This window comes from Kitasatospora sp. NPDC048365, from assembly GCF_043200835.1.
Taxonomy (GTDB): domain Bacteria; phylum Actinomycetota; class Actinomycetes; order Streptomycetales; family Streptomycetaceae; genus Kitasatospora; species Kitasatospora terrestris.
This window is the reverse complement of the sequence record NZ_JBICYJ010000005.1, coordinates 177798-192761: the sequence shown is the minus strand read 5'-3', so window position 1 is coordinate 192761 and position 14964 is coordinate 177798. Positions and strand designations below refer to the sequence as shown.

At 75.2% G+C, this 14964-nt stretch carries 17 protein-coding genes; 14 read left to right on the top strand and 3 right to left on the bottom strand.

What is annotated here, in order from left to right:
• Window positions 1–420, bottom strand: coding sequence for a VOC family protein (locus tag ACGFX4_RS07150; RefSeq protein WP_393070969.1), 420 nt, complete (start codon window positions 418–420; stop codon window positions 1–3).
• 448 nt (window positions 421–868) lie between these two features.
• Here ACGFX4_RS07150 and ACGFX4_RS07145 point away from each other — a divergent pair, with 448 nt between their 5' ends.
• The 3 genes from ACGFX4_RS07145 to ACGFX4_RS07135 all read left to right on the top strand — a co-directional run bounded on the left by ACGFX4_RS07145 (window position 869) and on the right by ACGFX4_RS07135 (window position 3653).
• On the top strand, window positions 869–2026 hold the full coding sequence (locus ACGFX4_RS07145; RefSeq protein ID WP_393070968.1) for a hypothetical protein: 1158 nt from the start codon (window positions 869–871) through the stop codon (window positions 2024–2026).
• Complete coding sequence (locus ACGFX4_RS07140; protein ID WP_393070967.1) at window positions 2023–3042, top strand: hypothetical protein; 1020 nt, start codon at window positions 2023–2025, stop codon at window positions 3040–3042. Before ACGFX4_RS07145 ends, ACGFX4_RS07140 begins: the two co-directional genes overlap by 4 nt.
• A 167-nt stretch (window positions 3043–3209) precedes the next feature.
• Window positions 3210–3653, top strand: coding sequence for an NUDIX domain-containing protein (locus ACGFX4_RS07135; protein ID WP_393070966.1), 444 nt, complete (start codon window positions 3210–3212; stop codon window positions 3651–3653).
• A gap of 22 nt (window positions 3654–3675) precedes the next feature.
• Here the strand turns inward: ACGFX4_RS07135 and ACGFX4_RS07130 are convergent, their stop codons facing one another.
• Window positions 3676–4428, bottom strand: a complete 753-nt coding sequence (locus ACGFX4_RS07130) for a hypothetical protein (RefSeq protein ID WP_393070965.1) — start codon at window positions 4426–4428, stop codon at window positions 3676–3678.
• Between the two features lie 232 nt (window positions 4429–4660).
• Between ACGFX4_RS07130 and ACGFX4_RS07125 the strand changes: the two genes are divergently transcribed.
• The 5 genes from ACGFX4_RS07125 (at window position 4661) to ACGFX4_RS07105 (ending at window position 8072) form a co-directional block, all read left to right on the top strand.
• Window positions 4661–5341 (top strand): hypothetical protein, encoded by a 681-nt coding sequence (locus tag ACGFX4_RS07125; protein WP_393070964.1) that lies wholly within the window; start codon window positions 4661–4663, stop codon window positions 5339–5341.
• A complete protein-coding gene (locus ACGFX4_RS07120) occupies window positions 5331–6008 on the top strand; it encodes a class F sortase (RefSeq protein WP_393070962.1) in 678 nt (225 codons plus the stop codon). Before ACGFX4_RS07125 ends, ACGFX4_RS07120 begins: the two co-directional genes overlap by 11 nt.
• A 52-nt stretch (window positions 6009–6060) precedes the next feature.
• The gene (locus ACGFX4_RS07115; protein ID WP_393070961.1) at window positions 6061–6582 is read left to right on the top strand and encodes a MarR family winged helix-turn-helix transcriptional regulator; all 522 of its coding nucleotides are present in this window, start codon (window positions 6061–6063) and stop codon (window positions 6580–6582) included.
• 93 nt (window positions 6583–6675) lie between these two features.
• The gene (locus tag ACGFX4_RS07110; protein WP_393070960.1) at window positions 6676–7209 is read left to right on the top strand and encodes a hypothetical protein; all 534 of its coding nucleotides are present in this window, start codon (window positions 6676–6678) and stop codon (window positions 7207–7209) included.
• Window positions 7206–8072: an NmrA family NAD(P)-binding protein gene (locus ACGFX4_RS07105; protein ID WP_393070959.1), complete on the top strand. Its 867-nt coding sequence runs from the start codon at window positions 7206–7208 to the stop codon at window positions 8070–8072. The genes ACGFX4_RS07110 and ACGFX4_RS07105 overlap by 4 nt, the downstream gene beginning before the upstream one ends.
• A 69-nt stretch (window positions 8073–8141) precedes the next feature.
• On the opposite strand, the gene ACGFX4_RS07100 is transcribed toward ACGFX4_RS07105, so the two are convergent.
• Window positions 8142–8795, bottom strand: coding sequence for an HD domain-containing protein (locus ACGFX4_RS07100; RefSeq protein WP_393070958.1), 654 nt, complete (start codon window positions 8793–8795; stop codon window positions 8142–8144).
• A 70-nt stretch (window positions 8796–8865) separates the two neighbouring features.
• Here ACGFX4_RS07100 and ACGFX4_RS07095 point away from each other — a divergent pair, with 70 nt between their 5' ends.
• The 6 genes from ACGFX4_RS07095 (at window position 8866) to pqqB (ending at window position 14933) form a co-directional block, all read left to right on the top strand.
• A complete protein-coding gene (locus tag ACGFX4_RS07095; RefSeq protein WP_393070957.1) occupies window positions 8866–9849 on the top strand; it encodes a GlxA family transcriptional regulator in 984 nt (327 codons plus the stop codon).
• Window positions 9850–9984: 135 nt separating this feature from the next.
• Window positions 9985–11586 carry a PQQ-binding-like beta-propeller repeat protein gene (locus ACGFX4_RS07090; protein ID WP_393070956.1) on the top strand — a complete coding sequence of 534 codons (1602 nt, stop codon included), beginning with the start codon at window positions 9985–9987 and terminating at the stop codon, window positions 11584–11586.
• Window positions 11587–11762: 176 nt separating this feature from the next.
• On the top strand, window positions 11763–11936 hold the full coding sequence (locus ACGFX4_RS07085; RefSeq protein ID WP_393070955.1) for a hypothetical protein: 174 nt from the start codon (window positions 11763–11765) through the stop codon (window positions 11934–11936).
• Complete coding sequence (gene pqqC, locus ACGFX4_RS07080; protein WP_393070954.1) at window positions 11933–12634, top strand: pyrroloquinoline-quinone synthase PqqC; 702 nt, start codon at window positions 11933–11935, stop codon at window positions 12632–12634. Before ACGFX4_RS07085 ends, pqqC begins: the two co-directional genes overlap by 4 nt.
• The gene (gene pqqE / locus ACGFX4_RS07075) at window positions 12631–14037 is read left to right on the top strand and encodes a pyrroloquinoline quinone biosynthesis protein PqqE (protein ID WP_393070953.1); all 1407 of its coding nucleotides are present in this window, start codon (window positions 12631–12633) and stop codon (window positions 14035–14037) included. Before pqqC ends, pqqE begins: the two co-directional genes overlap by 4 nt.
• A complete protein-coding gene (gene pqqB / locus ACGFX4_RS07070; protein ID WP_393070952.1) occupies window positions 14034–14933 on the top strand; it encodes a pyrroloquinoline quinone biosynthesis protein PqqB in 900 nt (299 codons plus the stop codon). Before pqqE ends, pqqB begins: the two co-directional genes overlap by 4 nt.
• Window positions 14934–14964: the final 31 nt, after the last annotated feature.

Sequence of the window (14964 nt, the reverse complement as noted above, 5' to 3'; positions counted from 1 at the left end):
TCAGAGCACCAGGTCGTCGTGCTCGTCGAAGATCCAGCCGTCCTCGTGGACCACCTCGAACAGGTGGCCGTCCGCGTCGGTGAAGTACCCGCTGTGCCCCCAGGCGTTCGGTCCTGCCGGGCGGGTGACGGTGGCGCCCAGCTCGGCGGCCCTGGCCATGACCTCGTACACCTCCTCGGCGCTGCGGGCCACGTACGCCAGGGCGAACCCGGCGAACCCGCCCGGCCCCCGGTCGGGCAGGCCCGCGTCGGCCGCGAATGCCTCCCGGGACTGGAACGCGACCGCGACCCCGCCCAGTTCGAACAGCGCGAACCCGTCCGAACCCGCCTTGGACCGCCGCCAGCCCAGCGCCTGGTAGAACGCGACGGAGGCGGCGACGTCGCGCACACCGAGCAGGATCAGGTTGAGCCGCTGCCGCATGAAGTCCTCCTGGTGACCGGCACTCGGCCCGTCATTCTGCCACCCCACCGACACTGGTCTACACCACTGCGGGCCGACGCGGGAACTCTCCGGCACCGACACCGGGTTCCCCATGCGTGGGTACTGGGCCACGCGCCGCGCGGGTAACTCGGTTGCGACGGTGCGCCGGCTTGGGCACGATCCACGTCATGACGACACGAAAGGGCTGTCAGCCCTCCGGCCGGTGACCGGCTCGCCGGGTGACCGGCCCACTGTTCTCGACCACGCGCTGGCCCTCCGCGACCGCCACGGACCCGGTCCGTGGCCGGGGTTCGGCGATCCGCTTCCGGATGTCGGCCCGGGCGGTCACCGTCCCGTCTTCGTCGGTGGCGGTGAGGATGCGCTGGTCCGGTGCGACCAGGACGCCGACGCTCCTACGGGAGTCGAACTCGCCCGCCTTCTCGAAGACTTGCTCCGATCTCCGGAGTCCGCCCGCGTCGGCAGGCACCGGGACTTCCACGACCGGGTCGCCGCCTGCTCGCCGATCGACGTCGCGGACGGGCTCGGCGCCGAGGTCCGTCGCCTCCGGTTGCCCTCCGGCGGCCTTCGCCGGGTGGGCCGGGAGTTGGTGGAACACGGCACCCAGCGGGCCGTGGTGAAGATCGGCCTGGTGCTGCTGGGCCTCGGCGGCGACACCCGAGACCGCGAACTGCTGCTCCTGCTGGGCACCTTGGACGAGCTCACCCTGTACGCGGCCGTCGCACTCCACCGTTCCCAACCGGACGGCGACCGGGCCGTCCACGCCCTGGCGCAGCGCGTCGCCGGCTGGGGACGCATCCAGGCCGTCCGGACGTTGCGCGACACCACCGACCCTGCCGTCAAGGCCTGGCTGCTCCGCGAGGGCTTCCGCAACACGGTCATGGACGAGTACCTCGCCCACATCGCCGCGACCACCGGCGATCTGCATCGCGCCTTGAGCGGTCCGGAGATCGATGCCGCCCTCATGGACGGCGCGGGCGGCATCCTCGCCGCGCTCGCCGCGAGCCACGGCGGCCCCGCACCCGGCCTGGCCGACTACCCGGACGCCGTCCCGGTGCTGCGCCGCTACGCCGACCTGGTCCACGTGCGGACGCCCAGCCTCGGCCTGCTGCGCGACCTGATCACCGTCACCGTCTTCTTCCGCCATCCACCCCAGGACCTGCCCTGGACGCCCGCCGACGTCCGGCACCTGACCGCACGCTTCGAGGCCCTGCTCCGCGAACCCCGCTGGCCGGCGCTCGTCCTGGACCACCTCGCCGACCCCCACCGGCCCGACTTCCACCTCGCCCTCGGACCCGCCCAGGTCCTGGGCCTGCACCCGACAGCGCAGGTCATGGCCCGCGTCGAGACCGCCCCGTCCCTGCTCGACCCGACGTGGATGTACGCCCTGCGCATCGGCGAGGCCGGGCAGGCCGGTCACGTCCTCGCCCTGGCCGAGCAACGCCTGGCCTCCACGCCCCACCCCGAACGCGACCACGCCCTCCTGCTCCTCGCACACCACCTCCGGGCCCACCCGGCGAAGGCCGCCGAACACCTCCGCAGCACCCGAACCCTGCAGCAGGACAACCCCCAGGAGACACAGCCGTGACCACGACTCCCCACCGCCTGGCGCCCTACGCCTCCCTGCCCGACCGCTACGACGGGCAGCAGGTCGCGGCGTCGACCGTCGACGCCCACGGACGCGTCGTCACCCTGCTGGTCCCGCCGGATGCGATGTGCAACCGCCGGGTGCCCCCGGCGCAGCGTCCGCCCTACGACGCGCTGATCGTGGTGGCGGACGGCAGCGGCACCCAGGAGGTGCGCCTGCCGGGCCTCGACCTGCACTTCCCCAGGATCGACTCGCTGGGCAGCGGCTTCGTCCTCGTCTCCGCACGCTGCCGCCTGCCCTCCGGACCGCCGGCCGCCACCTTCGAGGACCTCGAGCGCGAGATCCCGCACAACGCGCTCGTGGTGAGCGACGACGGCACGCCGCTGACCACCTTCCACGCGGGCGACGACGTCCAGCACCTGCTCACGGACCGCCACGGCAACATCTGGACCGGCTACGGCGACGAGGCCGTCCTCTGCGCGCAACTGCCCGCGGACCGGCTCCGCGTTCCCGGCCCCGCGAGCACGCCACGGCCCGTGCCACGGATGACCATGCCGCTGCCCGGTCTGGTCCGCTGGACCGGCGACGGCTCTCCCGCCTGGTACGCGACGCTCGACCGGATCGGCCCGGGCAGCTGGACCGACTGCTACGCCCTCAACGTCGGGGCGGACCTGACCTGGGCCTACCCGTACACCGGTTTCCCCCTCGTGGAGGTCGACGCAGCCGGCATCCGCTGGACCCGGCGGTCGCCGGTCCGGTCCGCGTCCGCCGTCCTGGTCGACGGCGACAGCGCCGCCTTCCTCACCTCCGACACCGGGCCGGGGAAGGCCCCGGGCCACTACACCGTCACGCTCACCCGGGGCCGGAACGGCCCGCTCGAGGCGGTGGCATCGGCCCCGCTCCGCCTCCCGGACGGAACGCGGCCGACCGGCTGGGCCCGCCGCAAGATCTGCCGCGACGGTCGGGCCTGGCTGCAGTTCGACGACCACCGCACCTGGTACCGCCTCGAGCTCTGACCCCGCCGCCGCCGTGCTGAAGGCTCCCGTCCGACCCGGGCCGTCCGGAAAACCCACTTGAGCGCCGAATTCGAACAGCACCATCATCGGTCGCCGAAGCGCCAATTCGGCTGCTGTGCAGTCGCATTGCACGCCCCGCCGCCCCGTCCGCTCCCCCGGAGGTCTCCTTGGCGAACCCGCCCACCCTGGTCATCGGCGTCCACCTCGTCCTGCTGGAGGAGGACCGGGTCCTGCTCGGGCTGCGCCGCAACACCGACTACGCGGACGGCCTGTGGCACCTGCCGGCCGGCCACATGGAAGCCGGCGAGGCGGTCACCCGCAGCATGACCCGCGAGGCCGAGGAGGAACTCGGCATCTCCGTCGCCGAGTCGGACCTGACCCTCGCCCACACGCTCCACCACTTCGACCCGGACGACGGCCACAGCCGTCTGCAGCTGTTCTTCCGCACCGCCCGCTACGGCGGCCGGATCTCCAACCGCGAGCCCCACAAGTGCGATCGTCTCCGGTGGTGGCCCCTGGACGGCCTCCCGGCGGACACCGTCCCGTACACCGCCCACGCCCTCGCCGAGATCGGCCGCGGCAGCTCGCTCTCCGTCCTGCACCGCCCCTGACCGGCCCCGGACGTCCGCCGGGTCAGCGGGGGCGGCGGCCGGTGAGGTGGTGCCAGCGGTCGCGGGCGGCGTCGAGTTCGCGGCGGGCCTCGGGGATCCGCGGGTCGGCCTCGTGGCGCGCCTCGACGTCCGCCAGTTGCCGTTTGGCGTGCTGCTGTCCGGCAGTGTCGGCGACGGCCTCGGCGAGGTCGGCCTCGGCTTCCGGTATCAGGGCCTCGCGTTCGGCCTTGGCGCGTTTGGCGGCGGCGACCGCGTCGTGGACGTCGGCGACGAAGGCCCGGACGGCGGCCTCCGGGTACTCCTCTCGGGGGAAGGGCAGCATCTGCTGACGGCCTTTCGGCAGGATCAGGTGGACGTGGGTCTCGGCGCCGGCCGGGTCGGGCCGGATCGAGAGCTCGTCGAGCGGGTACTCGCCGGTCCGGCCGCCGGTGGTGACCTGGAGCGTGTACTGGTGGAGGCGGAGCGCGCCGAGCTCTCCGCGGGGGTTCCCGCGGCCGGGGTCGCGGAGGGCGGCGAGCCGGGCCTCGGCGTCGCGGACGCGGCGGCGGTAGGCGGTGGCGGCCGCGTCGACGCCGGAGGCCGCGGTCCGGTGCTCACGCTTGGCGTCGCGTTGCAGCGAGGTCAGCCGGTCGCGCGCGCTGTCGAGGTCGCGCCGGTGCTCGTCGTACTCGCCGCCGAAGGCGTGCCGCCACTGCCCGGGGTAGCGGAGCAGCCGCCAGCCGATCGCGGCGGCGGCGACCAGGGCGATCAGGACTATGAGACCCGCATAGCGCACGGTGTCCTCCCTGCGGTCGTGTTGGCACCTGGTCGTCTTTCTCGGCAGTTCCCGGGGTGGTCAAACCCCCTGGCCGGATCCGGGGCGCGCGCCGGCTGATCTCACGCGGGCCGAACCGGTGAAAAATCACATTCGCCCGCGCGTCGGTGTCCGACACGCCGTCAGCCTGGCCGAGGCTCGTCGCGTCCTTGTCCACGTTCTCAGCCGCCCCGGCTGCTCCTGGAGCCTGTTGATGACCATCCGTACTTTCGCCGGCGCCGCCGCGCTCGCCGCCGCTCCGCTCTTCCTGCTGCCCACCACGGCTCACGCCGCTCCGGGTGACAACGGCGACGTCAAGATCCACGACTCGACCACGCCCGAGGACGACGAGCGCAACGACCCGAAGGTCTGTTCGTTCTACCTGGACGGGTTCAATTTCGACACCGTCCAGCAGGTGTCCTGGACCATCTCCCAGCAGCCGCCGACCGGCAACGCCCAGGTACTGGCGGGCAACATCACGCTGGTCACGGGACACGGCCGGACCGCCGACTACTCACTGCCGGACGGCCACTACAAGCTGGACTGGACGTTCGCGGGCGAGAACGGCAGCGCGAAGCACAAGGTCTTCATGGTCTCCTGTGCCAGCCCCAGCGCGAGCCCGTCCACCAGCAGCTCGCCGAGCGCGTCGGCGTCCACCTCGACCTCGGCCACCCCGACCAAGCGCCCGCCCACGTCCCCGTCCCCGTCGTCCACGACTCCGGGGGGCGGTAACGGCCCGAGCGCCACGCCGCGCGGCGGTGTTGGTGCGGGCGGCGGCGGCTCGGTCGAGGAGCTGAGCGTGCCGGAGGTGGTCGGCGGTGCCGCGCTGATCGCCGGTGCGGCCGGGGCCGGCTTCTGGGCGCTGCGCCGCAACCGCCGCCGCGATGCGCACTGACGGACGGCATGCCCGTCGCCACCGCGCCGGCCGGCTGGTCGCCGGCGCGGTGGCGTCCGCCGTGCTGGGCGGGGCCTGGCTGGTCCACGACGGCATGACGACCTCTCATCCGCCGCAGCCGGGCGAGGCCGGGCCCGCCGCCCCGGGGTCCTCGGATCCGGGGCAGCCGGCCCCGTCCCCCTCCATGTCCCGGGCGGCGGTGGCGGCGCTGCCGGCCTCGCGGCCGACCCGGATACGCATCCCCTCGCTCAAGGTCGACGCGCCCGTCTCCGGCGTCGGTCTGGACGCGCATGGACAGCTCGACAGCCCTCCGGTCACCAACCGGAACCTGGTCGGCTGGTACCGCGGCGCCCCGGCGCCGGGCGCCGACGGGACGGCGGTCGCGGTCGGCCATGTGGACACCGCCAAGGGCCCGGCGGTCTTCTACCGCCTGGGGCTGCTGCGGCCGGGTCTGACCGTCGAGATCACCCGCGAGGACCGGCGTACGGCGGTGTTCACGGTGGACAGCGTGCGGGTGTTCGCCAAGAACGCCTTTCCGACCGACACGGTCTACCGCGCGACGGGCCAGGCCGAGTTGCGGCTGATCACCTGTGGCGGCGCGTTCGACGCGCGCACCGGCTACCAGGGCAACACGGTCGTCTTCGCGCACCTGACCGGCGTGCGGTGACCGGGTTCCGGCCCACTTGACCGGCGAGTGATTAGGCACCATATTAGTTCTCGTGACCCAGCACCCCGAGGACGGCCTCGGCGCCCCCACCCTCGACCAGGCCCGCCGCCAGATCGCCCGCTACGGCCTCACGGCCGACCCGCAGGCGGTCCTGGTCGCGGCCCGGCTGATGACGGCCGGCGCCCGGATCGGACAGGCCGGCGAGGTGCACTTCGGCCGCTTCGGTCTCTCCACCGGCCGCTACCGACTGTTGGCCGACCTGGAGGACCACGGCGGCGAGAAGTCGCCGTCCCAGCTCGCGGCGAGCCTCGGCGTCTCCCGGGCGACCGTGACGGGCCTGGTTGACGGCCTGGAACGGGAGGGCCTGGTGGCCCGCCGGCCGTCCACCGAGGACGGGCGCGGCAACGTGGTGATCCTCACCGCGCGCGGCGCGGACAAGCTGCGCGACCTGGCGCCCGAGCACTACGCCCGGATGCAGGCCATGGTCGGCGGACTCACCCCCGAGGAGCGCACCACCTTCCTCGACCTGCTGGCCCGGGTGGTCGCGGGCATCGACGCGCTCACCGCGGACTGAGACCTCCCCGTCCAGGCGGGCCGCCCGGCGGCCCGCCTTCCTTCAGCCCCAATAGTTAGGCACCTAATCAGTTACTCCACGAAAGGACAGCTCATGAGCAGGAGGACCCCGGGCGCTCCGCCGCCCTTCGCCCTGTGGCGCGAGGTCCTGGTCGCGTACGCGATGCCCGCCGTCATGGCCGGTACCGCCGGCGCGATCACCCACCAGCCGGAGCTGGTGGCCGCGGCCCTCACCACCATCGGCGGCACCTCCGCGCTGGTCGCCGCCGCTCTCGGCGCCGGCCTGCGGCGCCGGCCGCTCCGCACCCGCCCTGCCCGGACCCCGCGCGCGGTCGCGGCCGCCGCGCTGGGCCTGGCGGCCGCGGCGCTCGGCCTGGCCGTCGGACTCACCGGCGCGCACTGGCTGCCGCACCTCCCGGCCCTCGCCGGCAGCCCGTGGCCGGGCCGCCTGCCGATCGACCTCCCGGTCTCCTCGGCGATCGCGGCCACCATCACCACCTGGCACTGGCGCGGCAGCCGCCGCCCACCCCGACCGCCCCGCGCGCACGGCGCACCCCAGGACCACCACCGCCCGTCCGCCGCACTCCACCACGTCACCGAACCCCGACCCGAAAGGCAGTCCTCGTGATCGTCGTCATGGGCGCCGCCGGCGCCACCGGAGGCGCCACCCTGCGCAGCCTCACCGCCCTCGGCGTGCCCGTCCGCGCGCTCAGCCGCGAACCCGCCCGCCTTGCCGCCGCCCTGGACGCGCCCACGCTCGCCCGGGTCGAACTCGTCCGGGCCGACGCCGCCGACCCGCACTCCCTGCGGGCGGCCTTCACCGGCGCGCAGCAGCTCTTCCTCACCATGGCCAACGGCCCGCAGCAGGTCCGGTACGAGCTCAACGCCGTGGAGGCCGCGGTCGACCGCGGCGTGCGGCACGTCGTCAAGGTCTCCGCGCCCGCCGCCGAGCCGGACTCCCCGGTCGCCGTCTCGCGCGGCCACCACCTGGTCGAGGAGCGGCTGCGCGCATCGGGCCCGACCGCCACCGTCCTGCGGCCGTACGCGTTCCTGCAGAAGCTGCTGCTGCTCGCGCCCGGTGTCGCGGCGGCCGGGGTGGTGCACGGCGCGATGGGCGGGGCCCGCTGCAACTACGTGGACGCCCGCGACATCGGGGACTTCGCGGCCGCGGTGCTCACCCGCCCGGAGCTCGCCGGCGGCACGTACCCGCTGACCGGCCCCCGCGCCTACAGCTACCCCGAACTGACCGACCTGCTGGGCGGGTTGCTCGGTCGGCCGGTCCGCTACCTCGACCTCGCCCCGGCCGAGCTGCGCGCCCACCTGGTCCACCGGGCCGGCCTGCCGGACTGGCTGGCCGCCCACGTGGTGGAGATCCAGCAGCTCGCGGTGGCCCGCACGGAGATACCGGACGACACCTTCCAGCGTCTCACCGGCCGCGCCCCCCGCACCCTGGAGGCCTTCCTCACCGAGAACCTCCCCCTCTTCCGCTGACCCGGGCCCGACCCGGCAGGCCCCGCGCCCCGCCCGGCGCGGGGCCGTGCCACGTCAGGCGACGCCGCCTCAGCCGACGCCGGGCCAGGCGCTGCGGGCGGCGAGGGCGAAGTCGGCGACGGGGCGGCCCGGTTCGGCCTGGCGGAGCATCTCGTGGCCGAAGCTGAACAGCGGTGCCCCGGCCGGGTCGCGGCGGGCGTGGTCGGCGATCGCGGCGGGCAGTCCGCCGTCCGGCTCGATGCGCGGGAACGCGGCGTGCACCCGGTCGGCGTAGCCGGCGGGCAGGGCGGCGGTGCCGCGGGCGACGACGTCGGCGCCGGCCCCGAGGTGGGTGAGCGCGATCTCCGGGCGCAGCCGGTGGGAGATGCCGACGGCGGTGTGCAGGGCGATGGCCTCCCAGACGGTTTGCACCCGCTCCTCGCCGACGCCGTGCTCGCGCAGGAATTCGGCCGCCAGGTCGGCGCCCTCGACCTCGAAGCGGTCGCCGCGCCCGCCCGCGTCGGACAGGCTCGCATCGTGCAGGACGCAGGCGAGGAACAGCAGTTCGTCGTCGTAGTCGTGGCCCGGCCGCAGGCCCCGGGTCGCTCCCAGCTCCCGTCCGAAGAGGTAGCTGCGCACGCTGTGGTGGGCGATGGCGGGGGCCAGCAGCCGTTCGGCCAGGGCGTGGGCCTGCCGGGTCAGCTCGGTGTCGGGAATCGTGAACTCGCGGTAGTGATCGGTCATGCGTCGATCCTCCGATCATGCCTGCGGCCCCGACAGTGGCCGGGGTGACGCGGTGCGCTAGGTTCTGGCCATGCATGTGGTCGCGGTGCTGGCGCTGGACGGGGTGGTCGCTTTCGATCTGGCGGTGCCGGGGCAGGTGTTCGGCTCCAGTACGGGCGAGCGCGGGGCGCCGCTGTACGAGGTGCGGGTCTGCACCGCGCCCGGCGGGGTGCGCGCGGCGCCGGCGTTCGGCGCGATGCGGCTGGAGACGCCGTGGGGGCCGGAGGCGCTGCTCGACGCGGACACCGTCGTCGTCCCCGGGCACGAGTCGTTCCGCGAGCCGCCGCCCGAGGAGGTGCTGGAGCTGCTGCGGGCGGCGGCCGGTCGGGGTGCCCGGGTCGCCTCGATCTGCGTGGGCGCGTTCGCGCTGGCCGCGGCCGGCCTGCTGGACGGGATGCGGGCCACCACCCACTGGCGGCACGCGGACGAACTCGCCCTGCGCCACCCCGCGGTGGAGGTCGATCCGGCCGTCCTCTTCGTCGACAACGGCTCGGTGGCGACCTCCGCCGGGGTGGCGGCGGGCATCGACCTGTGCCTGCACCTGGTGCGCGGGGACCACGGCGCGACGGTGGCCGCCCGGACCGCCCGTCGGATCGTGATGCCGCCCCAACGCGACGGCGGGCAGGCCCAGTTCATCCGGCACGAGGCCCCCGGCGACACCGGGACGGCGCTGCAGCCCACGCTCGCCTGGATGGAGGCGCAGCTGCACCGGCCGCTGACCCTGGACGAGATCGCCCGGCACGGCGCGACCAGTGTGCGCACCCTGACCCGGCGCTTCCGCGCGCAGCTCGGCACGACGCCGCTGCAGTGGCTGCTGCGGGCCCGGATCCACCGGGCCCAGCAGTTGCTGGAGAGCACCGATCTGCCGGTCGAACAGGTCGCCGCGGCAACCGGGTTCGGCTCGCCGGTGACGCTGCGCGCGCACTTCACCCGCGCGGTCGGGACGTCGCCCCGGGCGTACCGCAGCAGTTTCCGGGCCCGCCCGCCGGTGCCGCGCGACGCCGCGCGGGCCTGAGCGGCGCAGCCGGTTCCCTCGTGGGCGTGAACGGCCCACCCGGCGGGGGTATCCGCGGATGCCGGTCCGGCGGGGGCGTTCGCACAATGGCGCCACGGTGCCGTACCCGTGTCCCTGCGACCTCCGAGGCGATCCATGGCTCTGTCCCACCCTCCCCCGTCCCGGGTGTCCGGGCGCGGCGCGCTCGCGCTGCTGTCCGGCCTCGCCCTGCTCGCCCCGGCCGCGTCGGGGGTGCTCGGCCCGGCCGCCCCGGCGTGGGCCGACAGTACGACGGTGTCGGTCAACTCCTTCCGTACGGCGTGGGACGCGGCCGAGCCGGGTCTCGGGCCGGCCCGGGTCTCGGCCTCGGACTTCGGCCGGCGCTGGTCGACCGCCGTCGACGGCGCGGTGTACGCGCAGCCGCTGGTGGCCGGCGGCACGGTGGTGGTGGCGACCCAGACCAACCACGTGTACGGGGTGGCCGCGGCGGACGGCCGGGTGCTGTGGCAGCGTGCGCTCGGCACCCCGGTGGCGTCCTCCTCGGCCTGTCTGTCGCCCGGGACGGGGATCGTCTCGTCGCCGGTGTACGACCCGGCGACGGCCACCGTCTACCTGGTGGCGAAGTCCTCGGAGGGCGGCGCGCACTTCGCGGTGCACGCGCTGGACGCCGGCTCGGGCGCCGAGCGCGCGGGCTGGCCGGTGACGATCCAGGGCGACCCGGTGAACAGCCCGGGCGTCCCGCTCGACGCGGGTACCTCCGCCCAGCGCTCGGGTCTGCTGCTGCTCGACGGCGCGGTGTACTTCGGCTTCGCCTCGGACTGCGGCATCGGCACATACGTCGGCCATGTCGCGGGGGTGAACACCACGACCCGCAAGCCGACCCTGTGGTCGACGGAGTCCGGTTCGCGGTCGCAGAACGGCGGCGTCTGGATGAGCGGCGGCGGCCTGGTCTCGGACGGCGCCGGGCGGATCTTCATCGCGACCGGCAACGGCGCGGGCGACGGTTCGTCACCCGCCAAGGGGCCGGGCAGCAAGCCGCTGGGGCACTTCGCCGACTCGGTGGTCCGGCTGGGCGTGAACGCGGACGGCAGTCTCGGCGCGCGGGACTTCTTCAGCCCGAGCAACAACCGGCAGCTGGACCACGACGACCTGGACCTGGGCTCGGGCGGCCCGGCGGCGCTCCCGTCCGGCTTCGGGACGGCCGCCCACCCGCACCTGCTGGTGCAGGTCGGCAAGGACGGCCGGGTCTTCCTGCTGGACCGGGACGACCTCGGCGGGATGGGCCAGGGCCCGAACGGCACCGACGCCGTGGTCGGCACCACCGGCCCGTTCAAGGGCGTCTGGGGCCACCCGGGCGTCTGGGGCGGCGACGGCGGCTACGTCTACCTGATCGAGAACAACGGTGCGCTGCGGGCCCTGAAGTACGGGGTCGACGCCTCCGGCAGGCCGAAGCTGACCAGTGCGGGGACCAGTGCGGAGGGCTTCGGCTACGCCTCCGGCTCGCCCGTGGTGACCTCCGACGGGACGGCGAGCGGCTCGGCCCTGGTCTGGATCATCTACTCCGGTACCGGCCCGGGCGGGCAGAACGGCGAGCTGCGCGTCTACGACCCGGTGCCGGTCGGCGGCACGCTGAAGATGCGGCGCAGCTTCCCGCTCGGCACGGTGACCCGGTTCTCGGTGCCCGCGACCGACGGCGGCAAGGTGTTCGTCGGCACCAAGGACGGCCACCTGGTCGCCTTCGGCCGGGCGGGCTCCTGAGCGGCCGCGGCCATCACTCGTTCGAGCGCGATCGTGCCCGCAACGGCGCGACCGGAGCGGCGCCCGACCGCGGCGGCTCGTACGGTCCTGAGCCACGGAGCCCGCCGCCGCGGGCATCCCGCACGAAGAGCACGAACCCACGGAGAGCACGAACCCCCGACGTCCAGGAGGTCTCGATGAACACCGAACCCGTCCCCGGCCCTGCCCCCATCGCCCCGGTCGCCCCGGTCGCCCCGGCCGCGCCCGTCGCGGGCCCGCAGGCCGTCCGGCCCGCGTGGTCGGCGCCCGTGGTGGAGTGCCACCGCACCGGCGCCGAGGTCACCGCGTACGCGGCCCGGACCACCCGGTGACCGGACCGGTCGCCCGGCCGCTGACCCGCGAACGGTTCGCGGCCGCCCTGCACGACCTGCGCGGACGGTACTGGGACACCCACCCGTTCCACCTGCGCCTGCACTCCGGCGGCTGCACGCCGCCGGAGCTGCGGCGCTGGGTCGCCAACCGCTGGTACTACCAGCTCTGCCTGACCCGCAAGAACGCCGCGATCATCGCCAACTGCCCGCTGCCGGAGGTCCGGCGGGAGTGGTCGCGGCGGCTCGCCCAGCAGGACGGCACCGCCGACGACCGGGGCGGCCTGGCGGACTGGCTGGTGCTCGCCGAGGCGGTCGGGCTGACCCGCGAGGAGGTCACCGACCAGCGGCACGTCACCCGCGGGGTGCGCTTCGCCGTCGACGGCTACCTGCACTTCTGCCAGACCCGGCCCTGGATCGAGGGGGTGGCGGCCGCGCTGACCGAGATGTTCTCCCCCGACCACATGGCCCAGCGGGTCACCGCCTGGCGCGAGCACTACGACTGGATCGACCCGGCCGGGTACGCGTACTTCGAGCACCGCATCCCCGACGCCCGGCGGGACAGTGCCCGGACCCTGGAGCTGGTCCTGGACCACTCCACCGGGGCCGCCCGGCAGCAGGCCGCCCTCGACGCGCTGGCCTTCAAGTGCGACGTGCTGCGCGCCATGCTGGACGCCGTCGACTACGGCGCCGACCGGTGACCGCTCCGGCGGCCGGTCCGGTGGCCGCTCCCGTCGCCGCTCCCGGGCTGCGGCGCGGCGTCCGGCTGGTGGAGGACCCGGTGCGCGGGCAGGCCGCGCTGCTCCACCCCGAGGGCGTGCTGCTGCTCAACGACACCGCCGCCGCCGTGCTCCGCCTGTGCGACGGGCAGCGGGACGCCGCCGCGATCACCGACCGGCTGGCCGCCGCGTACGACGGCGTGGATGCCGGGCAGGTGCGCGCGCTCCTCGCCGACCTCGCCGCCCGCCGCCTGCTCGCGCAGGACGGTACCGGCGCACCCGTCGACCCGCGCCCCGCCGCCGGCCGGGCGGTCGCCGGGCTGCGGGCGCCCGTCCCGCTCGGGCTGGTCGCCGAGCTGACCCACCGCTGCCCGCTGCAGTGCGGCTACTGCGCCAACCCGGTCGAACTGACTTCCCGAAGCGCCGAGTTGGACACCGACCGGTGGCTGGGGGTGCTCGACCAGACACGCGACCTGGGCGTCCTGCAGGTCCACTTCACCGGCGGCGAGCCGCTGCTCCGCAGCGACCTCGTCCGACTCGTCGGCCACGCCCGCCGGTCGGGGCTCTACACCAACCTCATCACCAGCGGCCTGCCGCTGGACGCCGCACGCACCGCCGCCCTGGCCGAGGCGGGCCTGGACCACGTCCAGCTGTCCCTCCAGGACGCGGATCCGCTCGGCGCGGACGCCGTCGCCGGCCGGCCCGCGCACCGGCGCAAGCGCGCGGCGGCCGCCCTGCTCACCGGCGCGGGCCTGCCGCTGACCGTCAACGCCGTCCTGCACCGCGGCAACCTGGCCCGGCTGGGCGCGATCGCCGACCTCGCGGTGGCCCTCGGCGCCGACCGGGTCGAGCTGGCGCACACCCAGTACTACGGCTGGGCCTGGCGCAACCGCGCCCACCTCGCGCCCGGCGCCGAGCAGGTCCGGCAGGCCGAGGCCGACCTGGCCGCCGCCCGCGCGCGCCACGGCGACCGGGTCGAGATCGCCTACGTCCCCGCCGACCAGCACGGCGGCACCGTCAAGCCCTGCATGGACGGCTGGGGCCGGCGCCAGCTCGTCGTCGCACCCGACGGCACCGTCCTGCCCTGCCTCGCCGCGGGCGGCCTCCCGGGGCCGCCGCTGCCGAACGTGCTGACCGCCGGGCTGGTCGGCATCTGGTACGACTCGCCGGCGTTCAACCGCTACCGCGGCACCGACTGGATGCCCGAACCGTGCCGCGACTGCGACCTGCGCACCCAGGACCACGGCGGCTGCCGCTGCCAGGCGTACCAGTTCACCGGCGACCCCGGCGCCACCGACCCGGCCTGCCGGCTCTCCCCCGACCACCACCTGATCACCGCGCCCGCCGCACCCGGCGGGCCGCTCGCACCCCGGAGGCCGCATTGAAGATCCGAATCCTCGGCACCGCCGCCGGCGGCGGCCTCCCGCAGTGGAACTGCGACTGCCCGGGCTGCGCCACCGCCCGCCGCACCGGTGCCCACCGCACCCAGGACTGCCTCGCCGTCAGCGCGGACGGCGAGGCCTGGTACCTGGTCAACGCCTCGCCCGACCTGCGCGGCCAGCTGCTGGCCGCCCCCGAGCTCGCCCCGGCACCCGGCACCCGCGACACCCCGCTGCGCGGCGTCCTGCTCACCAGCGCCGAACTCGACCACACCCTGGGCCTGCCGCTGCTGCGCGAGGCCGCCGAACTCACCGTCCACGCCGCCCTGCCGGTCCGCCACACCTTGCACACCGCCTTCCCGGCCGGACCGCTGCTCGCGCCCTACACCAAGGTGCACTGGCACACCGTCGCCGAGGGCCGGGCCGTCGAGCTCGACGGCGGTCTGCGCGCCGAACCGATCGCCCTCGGCGGCAAGCGGCCCCGGTACGCCACCGACCTGCCCGGCGAGCAGTGGCAGGACCGCACCGACTGGGTCACCGGCTACCGCTTCACCGACGCCGCCGGGAGCGCCTGCGCGGTGTACGCCCCCGGCGTGGCCGCGTGGACGCCCGCCCTCGACCGCGCCCTCGACGGCGCGGACCTGGTGATCCTGGACGGCACCTTCGCCACCGACGACGAACTCACCGACCGGACCGGCGGCGCCCGCACCTCCCGCGGCACGGGACACCTCGCCATCCACGACTCCCTCCCCCACCTCGCCCGGCACCACGGCCCGCGCCACCTCTACACCCACCTCAACAACACCAACCCGCTGAACCACCCGCCCGGCCCCGCCACCGCCCGGGCCCTCGCCGAGGCCGGCGCCGCCGTCGCGACGGACGGCATGCTCATCGAGCTCTGACCGTCACGGTGCGCCGACGCGATCTATACTC